Source organism: Amycolatopsis circi (genome assembly GCF_003385235.1).
Taxonomy (GTDB): Bacteria; Actinomycetota; Actinomycetes; order Mycobacteriales; family Pseudonocardiaceae; genus Amycolatopsis; species Amycolatopsis circi.
On the sequence record NZ_PQIA01000048.1, the window covers coordinates 16632 to 42153 of the forward strand.

General features: G+C 65.3%; 20 protein-coding genes. 7 read left to right on the forward strand and 13 right to left on the reverse strand.

Annotated features, from left to right (window positions below):
• Positions 1 to 67 precede the first annotated feature (67 nt).
• The 5 genes from D0D37_RS21380 to D0D37_RS21400 are packed head-to-tail and all read left to right on the forward strand — an operon-like array spanning position 68 to position 8485.
• Complete coding sequence (locus D0D37_RS21380) at positions 68 to 1945, forward strand: TrbL/VirB6 family protein (RefSeq protein WP_244223606.1); 1878 nt, start codon at positions 68 to 70, stop codon at positions 1943 to 1945.
• On the forward strand, positions 1942 to 3123 hold the full coding sequence (locus tag D0D37_RS21385; protein ID WP_116202333.1) for a PrgI family protein: 1182 nt from the start codon (positions 1942 to 1944) through the stop codon (positions 3121 to 3123). Before D0D37_RS21380 ends, D0D37_RS21385 begins: the two co-directional genes overlap by 4 nt.
• Positions 3120 to 5003: a VirB4 family type IV secretion system protein gene (locus D0D37_RS21390; RefSeq protein WP_116202334.1), complete on the forward strand. Its 1884-nt coding sequence runs from the start codon at positions 3120 to 3122 to the stop codon at positions 5001 to 5003. The genes D0D37_RS21385 and D0D37_RS21390 overlap by 4 nt, the downstream gene beginning before the upstream one ends.
• A 57-nt stretch (positions 5004 to 5060) precedes the next feature.
• Positions 5061 to 5876, forward strand: coding sequence for a GP88 family protein (locus tag D0D37_RS21395; protein WP_116202335.1), 816 nt, complete (start codon positions 5061 to 5063; stop codon positions 5874 to 5876).
• Positions 5877 to 5932: 56 nt separating this feature from the next.
• A complete protein-coding gene (locus D0D37_RS21400; RefSeq protein ID WP_116202336.1) occupies positions 5933 to 8485 on the forward strand; it encodes a DUF8128 domain-containing protein in 2553 nt (850 codons plus the stop codon).
• A 392-nt stretch (positions 8486 to 8877) separates the two neighbouring features.
• Here the strand turns inward: D0D37_RS21400 and D0D37_RS21405 are convergent, their stop codons facing one another.
• Positions 8878 to 9534, reverse strand: coding sequence for a restriction endonuclease (locus D0D37_RS21405; RefSeq protein ID WP_162834371.1), 657 nt, complete (start codon positions 9532 to 9534; stop codon positions 8878 to 8880).
• 354 nt (positions 9535 to 9888) lie between these two features.
• On the opposite strand from D0D37_RS21405, the gene D0D37_RS21410 reads away from it, so the two are divergent.
• Together D0D37_RS21410 and D0D37_RS21415 are read left to right on the forward strand one after the other, a co-directional pair.
• Complete coding sequence (locus D0D37_RS21410; RefSeq protein WP_116202338.1) at positions 9889 to 10923, forward strand: replication-relaxation family protein; 1035 nt, start codon at positions 9889 to 9891, stop codon at positions 10921 to 10923.
• A gap of 3 nt (positions 10924 to 10926) precedes the next feature.
• Positions 10927 to 11862 (forward strand): C40 family peptidase, encoded by a 936-nt coding sequence (locus tag D0D37_RS21415; protein WP_116202339.1) that lies wholly within the window; start codon positions 10927 to 10929, stop codon positions 11860 to 11862.
• A gap of 44 nt (positions 11863 to 11906) precedes the next feature.
• On the opposite strand, the gene D0D37_RS21420 is transcribed toward D0D37_RS21415, so the two are convergent.
• The 12 genes from D0D37_RS21420 to D0D37_RS21480 all read right to left on the reverse strand — a co-directional run bounded on the left by D0D37_RS21420 (position 11907) and on the right by D0D37_RS21480 (position 25493).
• A complete protein-coding gene (locus D0D37_RS21420; RefSeq protein ID WP_116202340.1) occupies positions 11907 to 14648 on the reverse strand; it encodes an ATP-dependent DNA helicase in 2742 nt (913 codons plus the stop codon).
• 5 nt (positions 14649 to 14653) lie between these two features.
• The gene (locus D0D37_RS21425) at positions 14654 to 15772 is read right to left on the reverse strand and encodes a helix-turn-helix domain-containing protein (RefSeq protein ID WP_116202341.1); all 1119 of its coding nucleotides are present in this window, start codon (positions 15770 to 15772) and stop codon (positions 14654 to 14656) included.
• Positions 15765 to 16454: a hypothetical protein gene (locus tag D0D37_RS21430; protein ID WP_116202342.1), complete on the reverse strand. Its 690-nt coding sequence runs from the start codon at positions 16452 to 16454 to the stop codon at positions 15765 to 15767. The genes D0D37_RS21425 and D0D37_RS21430 overlap by 8 nt, the downstream gene beginning before the upstream one ends.
• A 148-nt stretch (positions 16455 to 16602) precedes the next feature.
• Entirely contained in the window at positions 16603 to 16905 is a 303-nt protein-coding gene (locus tag D0D37_RS21435; protein WP_116202343.1) for a hypothetical protein, read from the reverse strand.
• 319 nt (positions 16906 to 17224) lie between these two features.
• On the reverse strand, positions 17225 to 17683 hold the full coding sequence (locus D0D37_RS21440) for a hypothetical protein (RefSeq protein ID WP_116202344.1): 459 nt from the start codon (positions 17681 to 17683) through the stop codon (positions 17225 to 17227).
• Complete coding sequence (locus D0D37_RS21445; protein ID WP_116202345.1) at positions 17676 to 18275, reverse strand: hypothetical protein; 600 nt, start codon at positions 18273 to 18275, stop codon at positions 17676 to 17678. The genes D0D37_RS21440 and D0D37_RS21445 overlap by 8 nt, the downstream gene beginning before the upstream one ends.
• On the reverse strand, positions 18275 to 18550 hold the full coding sequence (locus D0D37_RS21450; RefSeq protein ID WP_116202346.1) for a hypothetical protein: 276 nt from the start codon (positions 18548 to 18550) through the stop codon (positions 18275 to 18277). The genes D0D37_RS21445 and D0D37_RS21450 overlap by 1 nt, the downstream gene beginning before the upstream one ends.
• A 27-nt stretch (positions 18551 to 18577) precedes the next feature.
• Positions 18578 to 19207, reverse strand: a complete 630-nt coding sequence (locus D0D37_RS21455; RefSeq protein WP_116202347.1) for a hypothetical protein — start codon at positions 19205 to 19207, stop codon at positions 18578 to 18580.
• 96 nt (positions 19208 to 19303) lie between these two features.
• A complete protein-coding gene (locus D0D37_RS21460; protein WP_116202348.1) occupies positions 19304 to 20401 on the reverse strand; it encodes a DUF932 domain-containing protein in 1098 nt (365 codons plus the stop codon).
• Between the two features lie 87 nt (positions 20402 to 20488).
• Positions 20489 to 20869, reverse strand: coding sequence for a hypothetical protein (locus D0D37_RS21465; protein WP_116202349.1), 381 nt, complete (start codon positions 20867 to 20869; stop codon positions 20489 to 20491).
• Positions 20866 to 21156, reverse strand: a complete 291-nt coding sequence (locus D0D37_RS21470; RefSeq protein WP_116202350.1) for a hypothetical protein — start codon at positions 21154 to 21156, stop codon at positions 20866 to 20868. The genes D0D37_RS21465 and D0D37_RS21470 overlap by 4 nt, the downstream gene beginning before the upstream one ends.
• 1490 nt (positions 21157 to 22646) lie before the next feature.
• Positions 22647 to 25493, reverse strand: a complete 2847-nt coding sequence (locus tag D0D37_RS21480; RefSeq protein WP_244223609.1) for a BTAD domain-containing putative transcriptional regulator — start codon at positions 25491 to 25493, stop codon at positions 22647 to 22649.
• Positions 25494 to 25522 lie beyond the last annotated feature (29 nt).

Genomic DNA, 25522 nt, shown 5'->3' on the forward strand with positions numbered 1-25522 from the left:
AACGTCTGACTCTTCAGCCCGCCTGCATCGGCCGCCGCCTGATCGACGACGGCGCTGGCGCGCGGCCGTGCTGTTGTTGCTCAGCGTCGTCGCGCTTCTCGCCGCAGTGCTCGCGGCGAACGCCGGGGCCGCGCCTGCTGACCCGCAACAACCGCCGCCGCCGGCACCGCTCCCGACCAACGAACCGTGCACACCGGGTTCCCCGTTGCCGGCATGTCACCTGCCAACGCCGACCACGACGACACCGAAGCCGCCGCCGAGCACACCGCTGCCCGTCCCGACCGAGGTTCCTCCGCCGACGACATGCAGCTTTCCCGGGCAACTCAGCTGTGCTTCGCTCGGTCCGACGACGACCGCGCCGTGCTCGGGCGAGGACTGCATCCCTCAGCCGACGACAACTCCGCCCGCGAGCGGGACACACTCGCCGGGCAACGGCAGCAGCGACAGCGACTCGAAGTGCGGCATCACCGACATCGGCGCGTGTATCACCGAGGCGATCAACTCCGCGTTCCGCAGCATCGTCGACTCCGCCCTGTCGCCGATCCTGGACCTGATCGGGCACAGCGCTTTGTCCACCCCCACCATCAGCGACCTGCCGGGGATCGGCGAGCTGTGGAACGGTTCGTGGGAGGTCGTCGTCGCCGCGTACGGCTTGTTCATCCTAGCCGGCGCCATTCTCGTGATGAGTCACGAGAGCATGCAGACCCGCTACTCGCTCAAAGAGATCGCGCCGCGGATCCCCCTCGCGTTCATTGCCTCGGCACTGTCGCTGTTCCTCGTCGACAAAATTATCCGGCTGGCCAACGGCCTGACCCAGGGCGTGCTCGGCGGCGGGGTCAGCCCTCCCTCGGTGGGCGACACGATGACCGAGGCGTTCAACAACGCCGCGGCCGGCGGGCTGTTCACGATCCTTGTCGGCTTGGTGCTCGTCGTGGTCGGCGTCGCGCTGCTGGTTGTGTACGCCATCCGAGTCGTCATCACGCTGGGCCTGATCGTTTGCGGGCCGCTGCTCCTGATCTGCCATGCCCTGCCGCACACCGACCCACTGGCCCGCTGGTGGTGGAGGGCGATCGCTGCCGCGCTCGGCATCCAAGTCGCCCAGGCGGTGGTGCTGATCACCGCAGTCCGGACGATCCTGTCCGGCAGCGTCCATCTGTTCGGGTCCACGCTGTCGGCGCTCGGGACCCTGCTGGCGGGCATCGCGTTGTTCTTCGTGCTGTTCAAGATCCCGTTCTGGATGCTGTCCGCGACCAAGATGGGCTCCGGGCGCTCGTTCCTCGGCAGCCTCGTCCGCGCCTACGTCATGGCCAAGACCTTCGGCATGGTCATGGGCAAAACGCGCACACCCCGCAAGGCCGCTGCCAACACAAGCACGGGCACCGTCGGTCGCGGCGGACGACCGGACGTCGCGCCACAACCCGCGCCGCGTCCTGGAACAGTCGGCGAACGGCTCAAGGCCGCACACGATGCCGAACGTCAACGTGCATCGCGTCGACCGAGACTGCCGTCTCAAGCACCGCAGTTCCTCCAACCCTCGCCGCAGCGAACCACTCACGATCCGGCGGTCACTCCGGCGAAAAAGGGGCCAGCGACGCCAGAGTTCAGCTCCGCGCCTGAGCCCGCCGCGTCGATACCCAGTCCGACGCAACAACCCCGCGCGCCGCAGTTTCGCTCTGCTGCTGCGGGCCGCGGTCGCCCCGATTCCCCGGCTCCGGCACGGCCGATCCGCACGGCTGCTGTACCGCCGAAGCTGAAATTCCAGTCAGCCGCGCCGACTCCGCCGCGACCACAGATGCCACAGAAGCCGACCGGCGGCCCGGCCGCGCCGGCTTTCCGGCCGGCACAACCGGAACCCCGGATCGGGGACTCCTACCGCCGCACCCCCTCGATCCCGCCCGCGGTGTTCCGCGCACCGAAACCCGCTCCCGGAGGTGACCGGCCATGAGCCAACCGATTCGCATCCCCGCCGATGTCGACCGCGAAGACCGCATCATCGGTCCGCTGACCGCGCGGCAACTGGCGATTCTCGCCGTCACCGGGCTCCTGCTGTACGGGGCTTACACCATCACGCGTGCCTTCGTGCCGCTTCCGGTGTTCCTGGTCCTCGCGATCCCGATCGGAGCGACGGCCGCAGTCCTTGCGTTGGGGCAGCGCGACGGCATCTCCCTCGACCGGCTGGCGTTGGCTGCGCTGCGCCAACGGATGAGTCCGCTGCACAGGGTCGCGGCCCCGGAAGGCATCCGCCCGGCACCGGAATGGCTCGCCAACCGAGTCGACGCCGTCGGCGACGGAGCCGCGCGACGGAACCACAGCGGTGGCACCGCAGTCTCGCCGGCACCGCTGCGACTGCCCGCCGACGCGGTCACCGAGACGGGAGTCATCGACCTGGGCAAGGACGGCCTCGCGGTCGTCGCGGTCGCCTCCACGGTCAACTTCAGCCTGCGCACCCCGGCAGAGCAGGAGTCGTTGGTCGCCTGCTTCGGACGGTACTTGCATTCGCTCACTGCACCCGTGCAGGTTCTCGTCCGCGCGGAACGGCTGGATCTGTCCGGCCAGATCGCGGAACTGCGCGAGCACGCTGCTGGGCTGCCGCACCCAGCGCTCGAACGCGCCGCGCGCGAGCATGCGGAATACCTCGACCAACTCGGCCGCACGACCGATCTGCTACGACGCCAGGTCCTGCTGGTGTTGCGGGAGCCCCTGCTTCCGGGCACCACCGACAGCCTCGGCGTCGCCTCGCCGCTGGCCATGCTGTCCGCGAAACGCAAAGCGGCCAAACACGCCGGCCCTGTGGACGACGCCGCCCGCAACGCTGCCGAAACCCGGCTGGCACGCCGGCTCGGCGAAGCCGCAGAGTTGCTTTCCCCGGCAGGGATCACCGTCGTTCCGCTGGACGCAGGGCAGGCCACCGCGGTGCTGTCCGCGGCCTGCAACCCGGACTCGTTGATCCCGCCCGGTTCCGGGCTGGCCGGCTCGGACGAAGTCATCACGACCGCTCCGGACGAAGGCTGGGACGACGCCGCATTCGGACAGCCGGTAGCTAACGCGGCCGACGTCGACGATGCCTGGGACGACGACGAGTCCGACGATTACGGCAACTTCGCGGGGAGGCGTCAATCATGAAGGCCAGCCGCAAACGCCGACAAGATCCAGTCGCGGACACTCCGCTTGGGCGGGCCGGCGCGTTCACCCCGGACGCCATCTCCGTCCGGCCGCGAGCACTGGAAGTCGGCGGCGAATGGGTCTCCTCGTTCGCGGTCGCGGGCTACCCGCGCGAAGTCCACAACGGATGGCTGCAACCGCTGCTGACCTACCCCGGACGAGTCGACGTGTCGCTGCACATCGAGCCGATCGACCCGGTCACCGCTGCCACCCGGCTGAAAAAGCAGCTCTCGAAGCTCGAATCCGGGAGACAGCACACCAGTGAGAGGGGGCGGCTGATCGATCCTGCCGTCGAAGCCGCCACCGAAGACGCCTACGACCTGTCCTCGCGAGTGGCCCGCGGAGAAGGCAAGCTCTACCGGCTCGGCCTGTACCTGACCGTGCACGCCGCCACCGAGGCCGCCCTCGCCGACGAGGTCGCCGCGATCCGGTCGCTCGCCGCGTCATTGCTGCTGGACTGCAAACCGACCACCTACCGCAGCCTGCAAGGCTGGATCACCAGCCTGCCCATGGGCATGGACCTGGTCGGCATGCGCCGCACCTTTGACACCTCCGCGCTCAGCGCCGCGTTCCCCTTCACCAGCCCCGACCTTCCGCCGCCGGACCCCACCTCGGTCGGCGCGCCCAGCGGAGTCCTCTACGGATTCAACGTCGGCAGCCAAGGCCTCGTGCACCACGACCGGTTCGCCCTCGACAACCACAACAGCGTGACCCTCGGCCGCTCCGGAGCAGGCAAGAGCTACCTCGCCAAACTCCAAATCCTGCGGTCGCTCTACCGCGGAGTCGAGATCCACGTCATCGATCCGGAAGACGAATACGCCCGCCTGGCCGCCGCCGTCGGCGGCACATACGTCCGGCTCGGCGCGGAACAGGTCCGCGTCAACCCGCTCGACCTGCCCATCCACACCCGCCCGGACGGCCGCCGCACCGCACCCCGCGACGCGCTCATCCGCCGATCCTTGTTCCTGCACACCGTCGTCGCGGTACTGCTAGGCACGGAGCTGGCGGGCACCGAGCGCGCGGTGCTCGACCAAGCAATCACCGCCACCTACCAGCGCGCTGGGATCACCTCTGATCCGCGGACCTGGACTCGTCCGGCACCGCTGCTATCCGACCTCGCCGATGTCCTCTCAGCCAACAGCGATCCCGCCGGGACCGAGCTGGCGGCGCGGCTGCACCCGTACGTCGCCGGCGCGTTTTCCGGCCTGTTCTCCGGCCCCACGACAACACGGCCCGAAGGGCACCTGGTCGTGCACTCCCTGCGCGACCTCGCCGACGAACTCAAACCGATCGGCACCCTGCTGACCCTGGACACGATCTGGCGACAGATCTCCAACCCCGCCATCCGAAAACCCCGACTCGTCGAAGTCGACGAAGCATGGATCCTGATGAAGGTACTCGCCGGAGCCGAATTCCTCCTCCGCATGGCCAAGGCATCGCGGAAACACTGGGCAGGGTTGGGCATCTCCACACAGGACACCGCTGACCTGCTTGCCTCGGACGAGGGGAAAGCCATCATCGCGAACGCAGCCACGCAAATCCTGCTCCGGCAAGCCCCACAAGCAATCGACGAGATCACCCGCGCCTTCGACCTGTCCATGGGCGAACGGCAATACCTGCTCTCCGCCGACCGCGGACAGGGCCTCCTGAGCACCGGCGTGCAACGGGTCGCGTTCCAGTCCATCGCCTCGCCGTTCGAGCACCAGCTGGTCACCTCCAACCCAGCGGAGATCGCCGAATTTGCGGACGCAGCACAGGGAACCGAGGAATCCTACGTCGAAATCAGCGCCGACCCGCTCGGCGACGGCGAGGCGTTGCAGATCGAACTCGACGCCGCCTGAGCACCTCGCAGAACAAGCGCCCACACGACAACGCCTTCCACAGCCAGGGGGATACCCATGCCAGCATCCGGCAACGTTCGCCGCCCTTCGCCGTTGCTCACCCAGAACAGCGAAATGCGCCAGATCGGCGCATGGAACTGGTCCTTGCCCGCGTGGGCCGGCCGCCTGCCCGACGGCCGCACCTTCAACACCTGCCCGAGCGCCGGCATCTGCGCGCAGGCGTGCTATGCCCGGCACGGCACCTACACGTGGCCAGTCGTGCGCGCAAAGCACCAGGCGAATCTGATGTTCGTCCTCGATGACCTGCCCGGCTGGGAAGCCGCCATGCTCGCCGAGCTGGAAGCAGCCAAGTTCCGCGGAGCTTGGATCAGGATTCACGACGCAGGCGACTTCTTCAGCTCCGCGTACTTGCAGGCATGGCTGCGCATCTGTCGCGCCCGTCCCGACACACATTTCTATGCCTACACAAAGGAAGTTGCCAGGTTCCGCTTGCTCGTCGAACCGGAACCGCCCCCGAACTTCTTGTGGGTCTACTCCTACGGCGGAACCCAGGACGCGGATTTGAGCCCTGAATCCGATCGCGTCGCGGACGTGTTTCCCGACGAAGCCGCTATCGCCGCCGCTGGTTGGACGTCGCAGGAGGCCAACGACCTGCTCGCAGTGCTCGGCCCGCACCTCGTCGGCGTTCCGGCCAATCGGATCCCCCGCTATCTCAAGCGCATGGCCGGGCGTCGGTTCTCCGAATGGCAAGCCGAGAGCGAATCCGAGAGCGCTGCCCGCAAGAACCGCCGGCATCTGCGCTTGATCGTCGACGAAACCAACTTGCCGAACCGCGCCTCGGCGAAGCAGTTCGAGCATCGCCGCGCAGCCTGATCCGCAACTCGGTTCGTGCTTCTTCCGTCGCAGGCTTCCTCAGGAGGTCGTCCTCGATGTCCTCGTCATTCGCTATCCCGTCTCTGGCTTCCGCATCGGGCCCGCGCGCCGGTCTCGCGACCGGAGTGCTCGCGTCGCCGTTCGGCGACTACTTGCGCGATCCGCTCGGCGTGTTCCAGAGCCTGCTCTCCTCCATGCGCGATCTTGCTTTGGCATGGGGGCCGGTCGCCGGGCCGGTCCTGACAGTCGCCATCGCCGCTGCGGTCGCCGCACGCCACCAGCGGCGTCGCCGGTACCACCGAAAGCTGGTCGATGACGCGCGGCTGGTGACCGTGCTGGCACCACCGACAGTCGATCCGACCGGGGCGATCACCGCCTGGTCCAACCTGGTCGGGCTGCTGCGACCGGGCTGGCTCCGCAGGTTCAGCGGCCAGCCGCACATCGGGTTCGAGCTGAACTTCACCGCGGACGCCGTGCGGATCCGGCTCTGGGTGCCTGGCCTCGTACCTCCCGGCATGGTCGAACGTGCCCTCGAAGCAGCCTGGCCCGGTGCCCACACCCGCACCAGTCCAGCAAAACCGCCGATCCCGCTCACCGCCGCGACCGGACACCGGGTCGAAGCCGTCGGCGGGGAACTGCGCCTAGGACGCACGGAAGCGTTGCCGATCCGCACCGAGCACCCCGTCGATCCGATTCGCGCGCTGCTCGGCGCGCCAGTCGGACTCGGGCCGCACGAGCGTGCGTGCGTGCAAGTACTGGCCCGCCCGGTCGCAGGTCACCGCGTGGCCAAGGTCCGTCGTGCGGCGCGTCGGGTGAATGCAGGAAGCTCAGTCAACCCAGTCGGGCGCGCGCTCGATCTCGTCACCGCCCTCATCTCACCTGGAAAAGCTCCCAGAGCATCGGCAAGTACGCGGAAACCCCAGCTGGATCGCCAGACCAGCCTCGAGTACGCCGCCCAAGACCGCGCCGTCGTGGACAAGCTGCGCGCCAACCAGTTCGAAACGCTCATCCGCTACGCGGTCGCCACCACAGTCCCCGCGGGCACCTCTCCCGCCGAAGTCCAGCCCGTACGGGAAGTGCTCAGCGGCCGCGCACACGCGATCGCGTCCGCATTCGCTGCGTATTCCGAGCACAACTACTACCGCCGGGCCCGGCTCCGTCGGCCGGCTGAGGCTTTGGCCGGACGCCAACTCCGCAAAGGCGACCTCCTCTCCATCCCCGAGCTGGCCGCAATCGCCCACCTGCCCACCGACGACGCCGCCCCCGGGCTACAGCGAGCCGGTGCGAAGGCCGTACCGCCCCCACCCGGCATCCCTACGACCGGCGACCGGGTCAAACCCCTCGGGCTGTCAGACTCCGGTCACCCGCGCCCCGTCGCGCTGTACGTCGCCGACGCCCGCCAGCACGTGCACCTCATCGGTGCCACCGGGTCCGGAAAGTCCGAACTGATGGCGCGCATGGCCCTCGACGACGCCGACGCCGGCCGCGGCAGCGTCGTGATCGATCCCAAGGGCGACCTCGTTCAGGACATCCTGATGCGGCTACCCAGGCGACTCGGCGAGAACGTCGTGCTCTTCGACGCCGACAGCCGCACGCGCCCGCCGGTGCTCAACCCTCTGGAAGGAACGGACAAGGCTCTCGCGGTCGACAACCTCGTCAGCATCTTCTCCCGGATCTACGCCTCTTCCTGGGGCCCTCGCACCGACGACATCATGCGCGCCGGTTTGCTGACGCTCTGCGAAATGCCCGGTACTCCGACTCTGGTCGATCTGCCGAAGCTGCTGACTGTGCCTGCGTTCCGCCAGCGCGCCTGCGACCAGATCGACGACGACGTGCTGAAAGGCTTCTGGACCGCGTACGAGCGCATGTCGGAAGCCGGACGTACGCAGGTCACCGCCCCGCTCATGAACAAGGTCCGGGGATTTCTGTTGCGGCCCTTCGTCCGCGCAGCCATCGCCGGGGGCCCGTCCACCGTAAGCATGGACGACGTCCTCAACGGCGGAGGCATCTGCCTGGTACGGATCTCCCGCGACGCGCTCGGCATGGAGACCTCGCAGCTCCTCGGGTCGATCGTCGTCGCCAGAACCTGGCAAGCCACCACCCGTCGTTCGGCCGTACCGCAACACCTGCGCCCGGATTCCAGCCTCTACATGGACGAATGCCAGAACTTCCTCAACCTCCCCTACCCGATCGAGGACATGCTCGCAGAAGCCCGCGCCTACCGGCTCGCCGTAATCCTGGCCCACCAGTACCTCGCGAAACTCACGAAGGAACTGTCGGAAGGAATCAGCACCAACGCCAGGTCGAAGTTCTTCTTCAACCTCTCGCCGGAAGATGCCAGGCAGCTCGCGCGGCACACCATGCCCCGCATGACCGAGCACGACCTGTCCAACCTCGGCGTCTACCACGCCGCCGCCCGTCTCGTGCTACGCGGCGAGGAAGCCCCGGCTTTCACGGTGCTGACCGAGAAACTCCGACCGGCCATTCGCGGACGTGCCAGGGAAATCCGCAAAGCGGCAAGGATCAACACCCGTCCGCCGAACAACGACGCAACCGGTCCGCGCAGCCGGACTGGACCTGCAACCGCTGACCCGCGCCGTTTATCTTAAAATTGCCGACTTTCACCTCTCGCGCCGAAGACAGTCGCGAAAACTGCCGCCTTCAGGCTGACTGGTTCCAGGCACGAAGTGGCACGGAATTGCCTACTTTGCGGCCGCAACTGATGCCGGCGTTCTTCATAATGTGCATTATTCCGTATTGTTCAGATGCATGCAGGCCTTGCCAGCTACGTTTCAACGGCAGATTCCGAAGATAAAGGCTGCCCCTCAGCCCGCGAGACAGCGCCCCGCCCTTGACGTCTATACACGCCAATGGAACGGCCATGACCCCAGCCGTTGCAGCCGGGTTAATGGATGGATTCGATGCCTTCCAGCGCGATCCGGCCCGCGAGGTGCTTGCCGGAAATATCTCGCCTGCCAAAATCACATCAACACCAGTCAGTTCAGAAGGTATCCTGGAACAGCAATTCCGGGCCGACCGAGCGGGCAATCCATGGCCCACCATAGACTTGCTCGTACGACCGACATAATTGGATTATCTTCGACGCGCTCCCGAGCCGAACCTCTTTGCGGCGGATTCTGGTTCGACTCCTAAGCAAAGATGGCCTAAAACCGGAAGTCGAAAGAAGTAGTCCCCCGGAAGCCCCCTCCCTGAGCACAACCTCAAAGAGGTATTCGAATTCTCCCGTTCCGACCTTCGCCGGCAACGCCCAGTGCTTCACCTCAATGAGATAGGTCTCGATGCCGCCGTCCTGACGACGATGAACCACCTGCAGATCAAATCCGCCATCCTTGCCAGGACGTGTCAGGATGACTTCATACCCGAGTCCGTCGAGAGTTTCATACAGGACTCGCTCAAGGTCTCGCCACTCGAGCGCGAAGAGCTCTTCGGGACAAGCCGCAATCGCCCGAACAAGCAGCCGTGCAGCCGTTCGCATCACCTCTGCCACACTCGGCGCGATCGCTTGGATCGCCGAGGCCGCGATCCACTCCGCCTCAAAGTGCATCTTATACTCATTCTCTAAGAAATCCCGCAATACAAGTTGATCAATACGCCCACCGCGAGTCGCCCTCCCTTCATGCTCCGGCAGGTTAGTCATCAAATCGGACAACTTTCGATGCACGCTGTTTGCAGATCGAAATCGAGGACCCCTCTCCTCCGGCGGAAAGATAGGCAGCTTCCGAAGCAGCGCGGACAATTGCTCCACCTGGCCGTCTGGAACACGCTGCACCCTCCTTTCGTTCTTAAAGAGGAATGAATAGGCAAGTATTACCTCGTTACGTGCCCACGGCTGCGGTCGCATTGTCATAGCGACAGCTTGTCATAGAGAGAGCGGTACATTCCAGCCAGTAAACATGAGGACTCTGCTCGTCGCGCTGCGTCGCAGAAAACCAGACGGAGACAGCTCCGCTCAGACAGCCGTACCCATCCAATCTCAGAGAGGTGCGTACCCGTGATTTCGAACCCCACGTCCCAACGAGCGTTGCGCGGACACATGCCCCAACGCCCCACTCCACGCGCAGCCACCACCGGTGAACACCACGCGCAGCTCGCCGGGCGACTCACCCTTCGAGATCGCTGGCTGGCGCGAATGCTGCACGAACACAAGGTGCTCACCACCGGCCAGATCGTCGAACTCTGCTACCCGAGTGTTCGAGCAGCCAACCACCGCCTGCTCGATCTCTACAAGTGGCGCGTGCTGGACAGGTTCCAGCCCTTCGTCACCTCCGGCACTGCCCCCATGCACTACGTCCTCGACATCGCCGGCTCGGCCGCGCTGGCGTACGAAGACGGCCTCGACCCCAAACAGGTGGGCTACCGCCATGAAGACGCGATCGGCATCGCACACTCGCTTCGCCTTGCCCACACCGTAGGGGTCAACGGACTCTTCACGTCCCTCGTCGCGCTCGGCCAGCGACCCAACGCCCGCGGACAGCTGATTGCATGGTGGTCAGAACGGCGTTGCGGACGACTCTTCGGCGACATGGTCCGTCCCGACGGCTACGGCCGCTGGTGCGAAGACCGTTGCCAGGTCGAGTTCTTCCTCGAATTCGACTTCGGCACCGAGGATCTCCGAAAGCTCGCCCGCAAGCTCTACGGTTACGAAAAGCTCGCGGCCGCAACAGGGATCGCGACGCCAGTGCTGGTGTGGTTGCCCACCAGCCGCCGTGAGGCAAACGCCCGCAAGTCCCTAGCCGACGCACTGTCCCAGTTGGACCGGCCCGCGCTGGTGCCGGTAGCCACTAGCGCATCGGATGTCACGGCAACAGTCGGCGGCGGGAACAGCCCTGCTTCTGCCCGCTGGCTGCCGCTGTCCCCGTCGCCGACGCGTCGGCCGGGTCGGCTGCAGTTGGCTGAACTTTGGCCCCAGACCGACGCGTCCGGCACCGTCACTCCCTCGGCAGCAGTTCAGCAGCAAACATCCGCCGAAATCGCGGCACCGGAGCCGTTCCCACCTTCCGCGCCGGCGAGCCAGTTCCGGAGGTGAACGATGAAGATCGTCATGAGTGCCGCCGCGGCCATCGTCGCGGCCATTGTGCTCATCGGCGGAATCGGGCAAGCCGTCGCGAAAGCGCTCCTCGGCAGCGACAACAGCGCCAGCCAGCCCAGCCAAGCGGCGCTGTCTGACATTCCCACCGACTACCTCGGTCTCTACCAGCAAGCAGCCAGCGCGTGCCCCGGTTTGGACTGGTCGGTCCTCGCAGCCATCGGCAAAGTCGAAACTGATCACGGCCGTTCCGAACTGCCAGGTGTGTCCAACGGTCAGAATTTCGCAGGCGCCGGCGGGCCCATGCAGTTTCTGCAGGCAACATTCAACGCTGTCGTAGCCCGGCACTCCTTGCCGTCAGGCGGATCCACGCCACCGTCGCGGTACAACCCGCATGACGCGGTCTACGCCGCTGCGTACTACCTCTGCGACTCCGGAGCACCCAAGGACCTGCGCAGGGCGATCTTCGCGTACAACCATGCAGACTGGTACGTAAACAAGGTTCTGACACAGGCGAAAAAGTACGAGGCCAGCGGTTGCGAGGCCAGTCGCGGACCGAACCCTGCCGCCACCGCCGCCATCACCTTTGCCTGCAACCAACGCGGCCTTCCCTATCTCTGGGGAGGCAACGGACCAGCCCACGGCGACAACGGATTCGACTGCTCGGGATTGACCACCGCGGCCTACAACGCCGCCGGAATCGGCCTGCCGCGGACAGCACAGACCCAATACAACGTCGGACCACTTGTGCCTCCTGGCCAACAGCTCTTGCCCGGCGACCTTGTCTTCTACGGCACGCCGGGGCATGTCCACCACGTCGGCCTTTACATCGGATCCGGCAAGATGGTGCACGCGCCCGACTTCGGACGTCCTGTCCAGGTGAGCGAGTACCGCTGGAAGAACGACGACTTCCTGGCGGCGTCGCGTCCAGCCAATTAGAGCGCCCTAGTCGCAGGACCGGCCCGCGGCCTGCGCTGCACACATTACGGCCGGGGGCGTTCCTTCTGCCGTTTCGGCCGGGACCCAACAGGAATGACACCTCGACGTGTCCGAAGCAGGTTCTCGTCCTTCGCCCTTTCTTGCACCGCCAGACGACTCAGGATCCGTTGCTGTGTCTCCGGCGTCCAGAAGACACCAAGCCGACGCCTGGCACGCGTGATAGCCGTGTAGAAGATGGTGTGAGAAATCCGCTCCTCGTTGGCGTCCGTGATGACCACCTTGACCGAGTCGTATTCCAAGCCCTGTGCCTTGTGGATCGACACGGCGTAAGCGATCTGGAAAGGCACCAGCGTGTTGACATCGTCGTCATCGTCGTCCGAATTAGGGCGCTCGAAGACATCGAACTGGACTACCGAACTCTCGACCCGCCGCAGGTCGGTACCGAACAGATCGCGTTCGTCGACCTCGTGACCGAGGTCGACGTCGAAGGTGACGCGACCGGCCACGCGCTCGATGCCGGTGATCCTACCTTTCAGGTTGTTGAAGATCACCGGCCGGAAGCGCTCGGCCTCGTTGAACAGCACCGGGTCGCCAACTTTGTAGATCGCCTCGCCCCAGGCCACCGCAGGGCTAGGGTTGCTCGCTTGCAGGAACCGGTTGACGTTATTGATGCCGTAGAGCCCGTCGTAGTTCAAGCACAGCACGATCTCGTCGTCGCTCTCCCGCAGGAAGAGCGAATCTCCCAGCACTTTTGAGTAGCCGTTCTTGGAAAGCGACTCCTCGATCCGGTCGTCCAGGTTGCGCACCCGGTCCCACAAGGTGAGCAGTGCTCTGTCTTCGGTCCGCCAGGGCTTGGTCAGTTCGAAGACCGACTCCTCGGGCACGTAGGAGCGGGCAAGGCTAAACCAGTTTCCGAACTGAATCGACTCAATCTGGTAGACGTCACCAACGAGCACGAGCAAGTCGAATGTCGTGCTGTTGAGCACTTTCAGCAGGCTCGCGTTGTCTACAGTGCTGCACTCGTCGATCACAACAACGTCGTAGCTCGAGCCGAATGGCCCGCTCCTGTTGATGTGGCTCGTGATAGTGCTGAATTCAGAGTTCGGTGCACGTACCCGATGCTTCAGGTTATCGACGGCTGGGTTAGTGTGCGCGAGGAAAAGCTTCTCCTCGGCCGAGAAGTAGTTGGCGATGTGGTCCACCATGGTGGACTTACCAGTCCCGGCCGCACCGTAGACCAGGGCGACCTTCGAGCGTTCGAAGAGTGTCCTGAGTGCTTGGGCTTTCAGGTCGTCATCTACTTCGTCAGGGTTCGCATCCAGCCAATCCTGGACGTCGTCGGCGTGCCCCTCGATGCCCTCATCCGCGATCTCCTGCAGCTTCTCGATGATGGCCACCGTGTCGTCCTCGTACCCGACAATGAAGACGTGCCCGTTGGCGTGGGCGAGCTTCCGCGGCGCGTGCCGGACAGTCGGCGGGAGCAACCGGTTGTAGACCTTGATCAGCGCGTCGACGTCACCGAGATCCTCGCACTCGGCGGCCGGCGTGTAGAGCGCACCGTGCTGCTCGACGTTATTCCTTACGCGGCGTGCGAGCAGCTCGTGCTCGCGGCCCGTTGCATCAAGGCTCTCTGCGAGATCCGCGAACCGCGGGACGTGACCGCGTGGAGCACTGCAGAACGGCATCGTGTCGAAGGGGCGGCTCCGCGACGTGAGCCACAGCCCCGACAGCCACGTGTTCGACGTGGTGTCGTACTGGGCCTTGATCCAGCGATTACGCATCTGGTGCAATAGGTACCGCAACACGCGGGAACCAGGCCGGTTCGAGCGGATCAGCCCTCGGGCCTGGTCTAGCACAGGGAAGATCAGCACGGACCGCCGCGAGTCGTTGCAAGCCCAGCTGCGGATCTGGTCGTAGCTCGCGTCGGTCATATCGACGAGGTCAAGCAGGCTGGATCGGGTCTTCGTTAGGTACTGCATAAGGTTGCGGTATTCGACGTGGTTCGACTGAACCCGTGTCGACTGTCCGAACAGCCGCGCGAAGTTGTCAAACTCGCATGGGCGTATCGAGACCTGCCACGACCGGATGACCAAGATCGGCATGGTCTGCCCCAGCACTGTGATCGATTCGCTCGACAGGTCTAGGTAAGCCGCGTATCTGTCGGTTATGTCGATGTCGGTGAAGGCGATTGTGCGGTCGAACTTGCTCGTCCAGTTATGGGCCAACGAAAAGGTGACCTCGTAGTAGATTCGTCCGCCGCAGAAGAAGGGCCGCGAACTATGGATGTAGTAGCGCTCGCGGCGGGGTTCGGTCTTCGTCGCGCGGGCCGCATCGATGCGCTCCGCGATTTTCTCGTGGTACTCCCGCAGCGACGGGTCGAGGTCTGAGGGGAACAGCTCAAGATTGTCGAGGATCCTGATGCCGAACTGCTGCAAGGTGAGGTCGCGGGTGCGAAGCAAGTACTCGTAGTACTTGAGCATCAGCCGCTCGGACGGGTCGCCGTCCAGCGTGTAATGCGAGACGCTGGCCTGAAGGAGGTTATGGAATCTGCTCAGTAGGCGGAACTTTGCTTTCGCCTTGACCTCGGCCAGTGCAGGGCCTACTTGGTCGTAGTCGAACTCAGCCGAGGGATCGTCGAGGTGCGCCCAGACGATGAGCCCTTCAACCAGGTTCCGGAGCTGAGAGAGGAGGTTCTGCGAAAGAATGCCGCGATCGTCCCGGAGCCGGGCGATGTTCTGACAGATCACGCCGTCGACGCTCTGCACCTGCTGCTGCACCGATGCCATGGCGATCAGGCCCCGCCGCCGACCAGTCGAAGGATCGGACGTTGGTCGGCGTCGCCGAGCAGGTCACGGACTTGTGAGGTACTGAGCTTCAGCACCTCGGCGAGAGCAGGAGCCCCTACGCCGTGGTCGTTCGCCAGCTCCGCAGCCTTCTTCAGGAGTGTCGGGTTCTCACCCGGGTACGCGCTCGTCGGATCAGCCCGCGGGTCGTCTGCCATGGCCAGGCGCTGGTAGGCCCGCCGCGCCGACGACTCGGTGGTGCGCCCGCGCTCGACCATCCGGCGGACCAGCGACTTCGGCGAGACGCCCCATTTCCGCCCGAGCCGGTCCAGCGCCGCCAGGTCCAGCCGCTGTGGCAGTGCCGCGTCCATAGCGGGTGCCGGCGTAAGGAATGCGGCTGCGAACTCGTCTGCCTCCTTCTCGACCGCGGCACTGTGGCCGCTGGGGTCGCGATGGAGCAGCAGGTGGCCGATCTCGTGGGCGGTCGAAAATCGGTGCCGGAACACGTTCTCGCTTCGGCGGGGTGTGGTGATGATGACTGGCCGGTCGACGATGACCGCCGAGAATGCGTCGACGGCGTCTATCTCGTGTAACGGCCGGACGGCGACGACGATGCCGCGGGACTCGGCTGTAGCGACCAGGTGTTTCACTGGACCGTCCGGCAACCCCCAGTGCGCGCGGAGCGCCGCGGCGGCCTCAGACGGCGTCGTGCCAGCAGCGAGGACCGGGAGATCCGCGTCGGGCAGCTTGACGTACCGTTCCAGCGCGAAGGTCAGCTCCCAGACCAGCGCCGCAGTCGCCAATGCCTTCTGGCGGTCGCTGACGCGGGCCGACCTCAGGCTGCGGAAGTGTGCGTTAAGGGTGTCGATTCGCGCGAGTGGGCGGCCGACGCTGAAGAACCCCGGGTGGACCTTTAGAGAGGTCGCCAACCGATCGAGCACCTCGGGCCGCGGCGAGTTCACGCCGGCCTCGTACTGGCCGATCGCCGCGGCGGAGACACCGACCTCTGCAGCCAAGTCGGTCTTGCTCACCCCGAGGCGAACCCGGGCCTGAGTAAGCCGGGCTGGCTCGAAGCGGCCCCTCCCTCCGGTCGGGACCTCGAACAGGCCTCGGCCCCTCTCATCCATCGGTCGGTGTCCGGTCCTGCTTCTGAAGTTCCACGACCGGTGCGACCGGCACACCGCTGTCGAACGACTCGACGTCGGATGCGGCGTCGGCGGCGACGAGCTCTGGCTTCCAGATGCACTCCTGGCCGCGCAGGTCGACCTTGCCATCACCGTTTAGCACAGCGATGGCCCAATCGATCGACTGGAGCTGCCGCGGCGTCGACTCGACCATGACCAACACCAGCGGCATATCGTCGTCGACGGCCCTGAGCACAGGAACCAGCTCGCCCTCCGCCGCGTTCTGGGCGGGCTCAGGCTCGCCGGACAGGCTGGGTTCCCACAGCGTCGGGTCGAGAGGAGCGACCATGAAGCCGTTCTTCCGGGTCGGGCTCGCCGCGAACTCGCGCACCGCGTTCGGGTTGTTCGCCACGCGCCAGACGTACACCAAGCTGTCGTTGACGACCGGGACCTCGTGACCGCCGGGGGCCAGCTTGACGGACCGGAAGCCCTGGTCCTTCAGTTTTTGACTGGTGTCGTCCAGCAGGTCCCGCCACTGGCTGCCGAACCCCATCGCATATCTGGATTCGGAGACCAGGTGCGCCTCAGCCGCGAGCGCGTGCCGCGCCTGCACGACCTCGACGAGCAAGTTGCGCAGGCCACGCGCGTGAGAGCCGAGAGCGTCGGCGGGTGAGTCCGGAACCATGGGAAACCCTCCTGAAGCAGGTGTCCACAGTCACGGCTCGACCAGGACGCAACTTCAGTATTGCACACGATTCGCGCACTAGTGCTTCAGTGGCATGCTGCGCGCGTCGACCGCGCCGACTGGCCAGGGGACCGCGCGATCCTCGCAGTCAGCTGTCCTTGCCCGAGAGAAGGATTCTGCTGACCGAGGCACCGCTGAGCTGGGCGACCGCACCGATCTTGCGGGTGGTGAGATCGGGGTCGGCAGCCTTTACGTCGCAGACCAACTTCCGCCGCTGCTCCCGCAACTCGTTCGCCTTGCCGAGTGCCTCGCTATGAGCCAGATCAGCGGCTTCCTTGACGCGGATGGCCTTACGCACTTCGTCCTCAGCGGTTGCCAGCGCGTCGGCGACGCTCTTCAGTTCGTCCAGCAGGGAGGAGTCCGTTCGAGCGTCGTCCGTCGAATCAGGCATCCCGTCGCCACCTTCCAGCCCTTGCCGCTACCAACGGCTATTCAGTCGGCCCAGGTGCCTCAGTTCAGACGAACAACCGGACCGACTATGACCGCCCATCGTGACCATCGCCCGGATGCGTCGCTGTCTCCCTTGGCAACCATCTGCAGCATGCACGTTACCAGGTTGTATACCTGTTACAAGGTAGCGCACAGTGGGCGGTCGCGGCCTTGCCTCGCCAGCCCGCTGACCTAATAGGTTCGGCTCCGACGAGCCTATTCACCAGATGCGTGACAGCTGTCGTAGTCCGATTGGTGGGCGCTGCTTCCTCTCTTCCCGCTCACCGAAGCGGCGGGATCTCGCGTAACGGGCCGGAGATGTTCTTCCGGAGTGCGCGATAGCGAATGCGTATCTGCGTCCGCGCTTCGGGGCACAGCGGGCTGCCCGTCCGTCGGCCATGGGCCGCTGCCACACGTTCGATCAACTGCGACCATTGGTTACGCGAGATCAGCGTCGCGCAGTCCAGGCAGGCGGCCCAGTCGCCCCGGCTGCCCTGACTGCGGTCGTCGGGGTACACGAAGTCTCGGGCCGGCAGGATGAATGCCGGGATGCCGTCGGAGCAGAAGTCGCACCGGCCGCCGCGGAAGCCGGGCGGCGCGTCGATGGGCACCGGGTCGTGGTCGAGATCCTGGATAGCGTCCATGCGCGTGTGGATGTAGCGTGCGCCGTCGTCGGTCCACTCGACGTCCAGGACGTTCCGACAGACGATACACACCATCACCGCGTCAGATTCAGACATCGGAGCCTCCCGTACTCGTGCCAAACCTTCGAGCGAAGGTCAATGCGTCGGCATCGCGAAGGCGGACCTGTAGTTCGACGGCCTCGTCATCGTGGACTTGAACCCTCCCTGATGCCTCGGCACCGAAGATGACGACCGGCTCGCCGCGTCGCTCGACGAGTTCGCCGTCGAGAGCCTGCGCGAGCTGTGGCATCAGGTGGTCCCGGCGACGTCGCAGGTCCTCTGCCGCGGTGCGACGGTCGCACGCTCGGCGGACCGCCTCCCGGTACTCGGGCAGCAACCGACGGGTGATCTCCTTCGCGATGCGGGTAGCCGAGCTGGTCGGAGACACCGTGATCACGTAGCGGGCGCCCGGGTCCGCCTGGAACCGGCTCAGCTCGGCATCGAAGGTGCCGTACAAGACGAGTCGGCCTTGATAGCGGGCTTGCCACCCGCCGTACCGGATCTGGATTAGTTCGCCGACCGGGCCGACAAGGTACGCGCTGTGGTCCCCTGCGTGGGAACCGGCCGCGCTCGACCACTGGTCGCCGAGTTCTTCCGCGATCTCAGTCGCCAGGTGGCTGACGTCGAGAGCTTGCGTTCCTCCCTTCATCACTGGCTCCCGTGTTGGTCGTGATCGGACCGCGGGTTGCCACGCCGGGAGTCGCCATCTCCAGGGGATGCCCACGCGGCCGGGAGCGATCCGCCGTCACTCAGCCACTTGTCCAGGGCTACGAATTTGTCCGCCACGGCGACACGCTGGTCATCGGCGGCTTCGAACAGGTCGGCTGCTTCCTGGCCGGTGTCCAACTCCCGAGACCTGGTCTCGAGGTCGGCAATGTAGGCGAGCAGACCGCGGATCTCGGCAAGCGTGTTGTCTGAGTTCATCTGTTCCTCCTGTTGTTCAAGCACGGGTCACCACGCCTGCGGCAACCACGCGTCGTCCTTGACCTGGTCCCGCACTGGCATCACCCATGCCCGGTAGTCCTTGCCGATGCGCACGTGAGTCGGCCGGTTCTGGTTTTCCTGCCGGATCTCGATGTATTCCGGATGTCCGCGGCCGCCCCGTCGCTTGGCAATCGCGGCGAAGTCGGCGAAATGCGCGCCGTTGATCGCCCCCGGCGCAGCGCCCGCGGGGAGGTCGCCTTTGCAGGCGTTGGGCAGGCTTGGGTACGTGTACTCGTCGACGAGCTGGACTGTTTGTGTCACAGCGAAGTCAGTGACCGTCATGGTGTCGTGCTCGACGGTGAGTCGCGTTCGCCCTGCGCGTCGGAGCATCGATTCCAGCGTCTTGACAGCCACTGCCTCAATGAACACCGCTCGGGGGAACTCGCCGTCAATCCGGACCTGTGCGTGAGCGGCGCGGAACCTGTCGGTCGACCAGCCGTGCAGGTAGCCGCCCACAGTGTGCAGGCGAACCACGCCGAGCATCGGCGTGGTCTTGTCGGTGCTCGCGGTCCGTGCCCGGTCGGCCAGCATGCCGACAAGCTCGGCACCGTTGGTGGTGATCCCTGCCGCTGTCGACTTCTCGATTGTCTCAGTCATCGCCTCTCCCGATTGTTGTTGAGACAGGCCGACATTCCGTGTCGGCCACGGCGTCCGGGCGAGTTGTTCTCGTCCGGCACCGTGATCGCACGGGGATCAGGCCAGCGACGCGAGCACCATGTCCAGCGTGGCGACGGTCTGCGCGTCCAGCTTGTCCACGCCGCCGGTGACCGCGCGGACCATGTTCCTTTCGGGGCGCGACGCACCCCGAATCGGCTGGGCGTGATGGGTGTAGGTGTTGACCGCCTGGACGACGCCATACGCGGTGTTCTTCCACGGAGCGACGCGGTCGTCGAAGTTCCACAAACGCGACAGTTCAGCGCGCTCCGTCGATGCCAACGTCGCGCTGCGCTTGCTTTTGCCCTCGATCGGCGCGTGCGCGTCCAGGAACGCATGCCAGGCTTTCTCGCTGACATCGGTTTCGCACAGTGTCTTGACTTCCTCTGCGAAGTCGTCAGCAACGGTGTGCACGATCACCAGTGCGTCGCGTACCTCTGTCATGCGCTTCTGGCTGTACTTGCTGTGCTTGATCTTGATTTGCTGACCCTGCTCATGCAGTCCCGCGGCGAGCGTGTTGTCGCACACGACCACGGTCACCGTGCGCTTGTACGTCGTCGCAAGCGATCCGTCTAGCGACGTGCATGCCAGCAGGTTCGGCCGGAACTCGACGCCCTCGGGCGTGGTGATGTTCTCCGGCACTTCGACGGAAACCCACGCCTGAGCACCGCCCTTGAGCAGCCCGGCGGAACCGATTTGCAAGTCGTCGTCAAGGATCGTGGCGACGTTGGACACCAGCCAGTCGCGGTATTGGTGAATTTCGTAGCCGTCGGCGAAGTAGCCGAAAATCGCGCCGGTGTCGAGGCGGCCGACGGGGAAGCGCCTGTCATCGGAAGCCAGCGTCATGCCGTCGCCGTCGTCGAAGGTCACGGCCGCGGCCCCGTCGCGGCCAGTCCAATAGAACAGACCCGCCGAGGCGTGTTCGGTGCACGGCCGATCGAACGTGACCATCGCAGTACCCTTGACCGCGTCCCAGTAGAACAGCCGCCGGTTCACGTCCTCGACAGGGATCGCACCCGCGTAGTGGTTGGGCTCCGCGCCCTGTTCAGATGCACGGTAGTGCCACGCCTTGCCGCGCTTGTCGGTGAACCCGACCAGGGTGTTGTTGTTAAGCCAGGTAAGAGTTTCCTTGGACATGTTGTTCTCCCTTGCTCGCCCTAGTTGGCGTGGCCGCGTCCTTCCGGACGGCCGTGACCAGACCGACTCGGTGCAAGGGGCACCGCGTCACACCCTGATGTCGAACGCGTTCAGGTGTTCCACGTAGTACGGACCCGCGTAGCGCGTCCACCGACGCGATACGACGGCGACGATCGCTGCCCAGAGTCGCGGGCTGAACTCCGGAGGCTCGCCTTCCACGTGTGCGCTGCGTTCGGTCAGCACGCCTTCCGGGTCTTCGTACGGGTCCAGTTCGTACAGCGAGGTCCGCCGCCGATACGGTCCCGACTCGGAAGGTTCGCCGAAGCCCTCGCGCTCCAGCCAATCGGCGCATTCCCGCGCGTTGTCGAACGTGTGCACCTCCGTGTATTCGTCGATGCGTTCGCGTTCGTCCTCGCCCTCCCGCCACGGCGCGTACCACGCGCTGTGGACTTCAATAGTGATCTTCATCGAACGTTCCTTCCCTCTTTTGGCGCACAGAGGCCGGGCAGCGTCTCGGTGTGGCACCACACGGCGAACGCATCCTGGATTGCCATGCGTGAGCCAGTGTTTCGCCGGTTGTATTCCAGCCACGCGAACGCGAACCCGTCGGGGACCGGCATAGGCAGCTGGCCGCCGGTGCGGCGGCATCCGTCCTCGAATCCCCACAGGTACGCGTTGCCGTTCGCGAACGTGATCGTTTCTTCCCAGTCGCGTGGCAATCCGAACGTGAACACGTTGACTTTGATCGATTCCATAGTCTCCTACTTCCTCTGATCTGCTTTCTGCGAACTAGCGGCACTTTCTCTGTGCGGCGAAGCTGTGCCAGCAGGTGATCCCGCACTTCGCACAGCTCCTGCAGATGCGCTTGCGGTCGCACAAGCCCCGCTCGTGCGGCGCGTAGTCGAGATGCGCCCAGCGGCAGCTAGGCCGAGCAATCAGCCACTGCGCGAACGCTTGCGGCACGCGTCGGAAGAGCCCCAGGAACCGTTGATGTCCCTTTGCTTTGCGGGCGTCGAACATGTAAACGAGAGGCATGCCCGTTTCCTTTCCCTAGCGGACAGGGAGGCGCACGCGCTTCAGCTGCGCGTTGGCGGCGGCGGACGCTATGCCGCGTTTCCGCCGGGCGTGCGTTCGTGCGTGCGCAACCCTGTCAGTTAGGTGGTTCCCTCTCACAGAACCGGTACCGTGCGCCCCCGTTGCGTTCCCTGCTAGCCCTCCCTTGCCCGGGGAGCGGTCGCTAACGTCCCGCTGGTGAGTGGCACGGCACTGTGTCCGGCAGACTCGCCAGGGTTGTCCGCGCGTCCACTGAGGACATAGGGCGCGCGGATATCGTCGCGGGTGCGTGGCTATGAAGTGCGCCGGTATCCACCCGTACGCACGGGTGCGGATGACTCACACAGTCCCCCCTCACGGGGTGAGCGCTCTGCGCGCTCGGTGGCTGGATTGAGAACGTACCGACTCGCTGACTCTGGCGACGGGCGCGTAAGCGCGGCATTCGGTCCCGTGGATGGGACCGCGCTAGCGGTCTCCGCCTTCCCCGCCTAGCCATGTCGGCACGTGAGGCATCCGCTCTGTAATTGACTTCCGACCAGCACAGGGGATTCCCTTGCGTCGTCCCGTTATCCGGGGGCCGCTGGTTGGAAAACTCGGCCGGGTCCAACTTTCCGTCCCTGCCTTGTTACATCAACCATACGACGTTACAACAACAATACAATAGGCCAACAGGGTGACGCGGCCCGAATGAATTCCCCCTGCAGTCCGGACGCTGATGGGTCGCCATATGTCCATAATGGACCGTTGTGGGCCGGCGATAGGACACCCTTGCAGGTGCGGGGTTCTGGCCGCGGAGAACGCGAGAACGTACGCCCGCACAGGGGAAACGTGGGATGACGACGGGGGGCGGCAGCCTACCGTCGCCATCCCACGACGGCGACGCCGTTCGGAAAACAGGAAGGTGCCCACCGCTCAAAATGACTGTTCAGATGCCAGCCGGCTGTCGAGTCGGGGGTCGCAGCGGCAGGCTCCGCAAGCTGCTGACCTCGCGCTTAATGCTGCGGAGGGGTTTCCAGTCTAGAAGGCAACCGGAACGGACCGCAGGCGAGAACACCGTTGGGAAACATGGAGAGTTACTCGTAAACGCGGCACATTGCCTGCGGTTAGCGGCCTTTCCGGCGCTGAACACGTGCTTGGTAACGGCTTCGCGGCTCAGCGAGGGCACCGAGGATTATCCACGTCAGCGCGGCAGTTAGCTCGCTCGTTGGCCAGTCTGCCGTCCGCCGCCGCTTACCAACTCGTTCGCGAGTTTGATTGTAGTGCCAGCTGCCTCTTGGTCAATCTCGGAAAGGGACGTCTTGAGCAGTTGCAGTGTCCGGAGAATACCGTCGTGCTGGCCGAGTCGCGCTTGCAGGCGCATGAGGTCGCGATAGATCGCTTCGTTGTACGGGTCAAGCCGGCGTGCTCGTTCCAGCAACGCGAGCGCTTCTTCGGCGTCCTCGCGTCTGGTCGTACGGATGAGCGAACTGAACGCGTCAAGGACCTCACGGCGCAGCGCCTCACGTGGGCCGACAATCCATTCGGCGGGATTATCCTCGGCAAGATCGCCGCGGTACAGGTCCGTGACCCGCCTCAAGGCTTCGTTCGCCTCTGTCTGCCGGGTACGTCGACGGCTGACCGTGAGCTGGTCGTGCAGCTGCCAAAGGTCCACGGTCACGGTCGTCGGGTCGAGTCCGTAGTAGTGGCCGCGCCGGACAGTAATGTCGTTGACGTCGCCGTCCGTCGCGTCGCGCAGGGTGCGCCGCAGCTGCGACAAGGAAGTATGGAAACTGTTGTAAGGGCGAGCAGTTGGAGCGTCCGGCCAAAGCGCAGCGTTCACGGTGTCGCGCCGGCACCCACCAGGGTATAGCGCCAGGCAGACGAGAAGTTCCTGTTGCCGTGGGGTAAAGACGTCGATGATGTCGCGATGTTCATGAGCGTGGCGAGTCAGATGGAGTTGTCCGAGCACGTTGAGGTGTAGGGGTTGCTGTCTGCATGACGTCGACGCTGAACTGGCTGTTGGAGTAATGCCGTGTTCGCCGTTCTCGTCAGCCGCAGAGATCGTCTCGTTGGTCGTCACGACGTCTGTGTCGTCAGACTCTTGTTCCTGCGGGACGTCGTGGGCCGTTTTCTCGGCAACCATGGCTGGTCGGTCGGGTCGCGGCGATGCGAATTCGTACTCGCGGACAGACTGTCTGGGGCGGGCAGCTTCATCCGATTCACGAGGTCCGTCGTGGAAGTCCGCGACAGTGGAGGATTCCGCGCCTTGCTCGTCTCGTTCGGGCTGTGCTGCTTGGAGCAACGCCAGCAGCTGGCGGGCGTCCGTAGCGGGCAGCGTGAAGAGCCGCACGCCGATTAGGTCGTGCGCGCCGGGACTGGACCTCTCCACAGTGCCGTCGTCGCTCACGTGAACGGTGATCCCGTCCTGTCGTGGTCCGAGGAACAGCGCCGCCAAGCGGAGCCGCGCGCCGTTGTCCAGGACGGCGCGAGCGCGGCGGTCAACATCCTCGTTCGCTGCAGCGACCAGAAGACACAGCCCGAAGCGGGTGTCCCGCTGCTGCGGGCCTTCCGTCACCAGCTGGCGCGAGCGCGTGAGCAGTTCGGCTTCCATGAGATCGAGTGCAGCCGGCAAGGAGTCGACGATACGCAGATGGTGCGGGAGACGATCAGTCATGTCGTGCTCGAACAAATATCGAGCCTCGGCGATTGGACTCACGATTTGAAGCGGGACGTCCTCACTGGCCGCCTGCGCGAGCAGCGACACTGTCAATGCCCGCGCTGCGGCCATGGCACCGGGACCGGTGAGCCCGAGTCCTCCAGTCCGAGCGAGGTCGAGCGCGATCTCCTGTCGGTTGCGAACGGCGACCACAGTACTTCCGTCGTCGCGACCCGCGTCCTGTGCTGCGGCAAGTGTGCGGTTTCGAGTCTCGACGTCGGCCGGCTTCCCGCGATTTGACGCGACCGGCGCGCTGTCGAGACGAGAGCCCTCGTCCGGCACTCGTGTCGCCGAGTCGTAGGCGCTACGCAAAGCACGCACTACCGGTAGGTTTGTTGGATCAGGCTGCTCAGGTTTGCCTGGTCGGTATAGGCGCCGCCGGCGCAAGCGCGCGACTGTAGCTGCGAGGGTGATCAAAACCGCGAAGCCTAGCCCGACAAACCCTCCAGTCGGCAGCGATACCCCGTCCGGGGCTGCACGATGGTCGGGAGCACCCCGGTGGTCGTCCGGTCGCGGTGGCAGCGGGTCTGGCGGAGCGTTGAGCCGGGGCGCGGTCGTTGGTGGTGGGGTGCGCCGCGGCGGGACGGGTTGACCTGGCGGGCCTGGCCGGGCGTGGCGTTCGGGCAGGAGAAACGTCCAGCCAGGCACCACCTCGTCGGGATTGCGGAGAGTTCGCCCATCCGGTTGTCCGCGCCCGTTGTTGAGGACGGCGATGTCTGGCCAGGCGTCCGGGTCGCCGAGTTCGCGTTCCGCAATCGAGGAGAGTGTGTCGCCGGGCTGTACTTCGACGGTGGGGCTGTTGAGGACCGTCTCCTGAGGTTCCAGGAGGTGCGCGGCATCGGCCGGCAGCCACAGAGTCCATTCGGGCTCGAGTTCGTCGGGGTTCCTCTCCAGCAACATGGGGTTGAGCCGCACGATCTCGTGATACCGGAGGCCGTCGCTCAGGTACCGCTCGGCCAAGCCCCACAGGGTGTCGCCGCGGACGACCGTGTAGGAAACCCTGTCGACCGACTGCCCGGATTCCGAAGTCGCCGCCACTGCAGCGGCTGCGCTGGATCCCGGGGTGCCGTTGGTCTGGCGGGGCACGGCATCGGGTTGGGGATGCGGTCTGGGCGGCGCGGTCGCGGTCGCGGGTGATGCCGGTGCGGCCGTGGCAGTTCCTGCGGAGGTGGCCAAGATGACGGCGGCGACGAGCCCGGAGATCCACCGGTAAGGCGGAATGCGATGCACATGATCATGGGCACTGCGGATGCCCTGCCGAAACTGGCGGATCGTTTCGGCCACGACGGACGTGACCAGCACCAGCCAGCCTGCCCAAGCGACGGCCACGATCAGCCAGGTCATGAGATCACCGGTCAGCCAGGCCCAGCGCA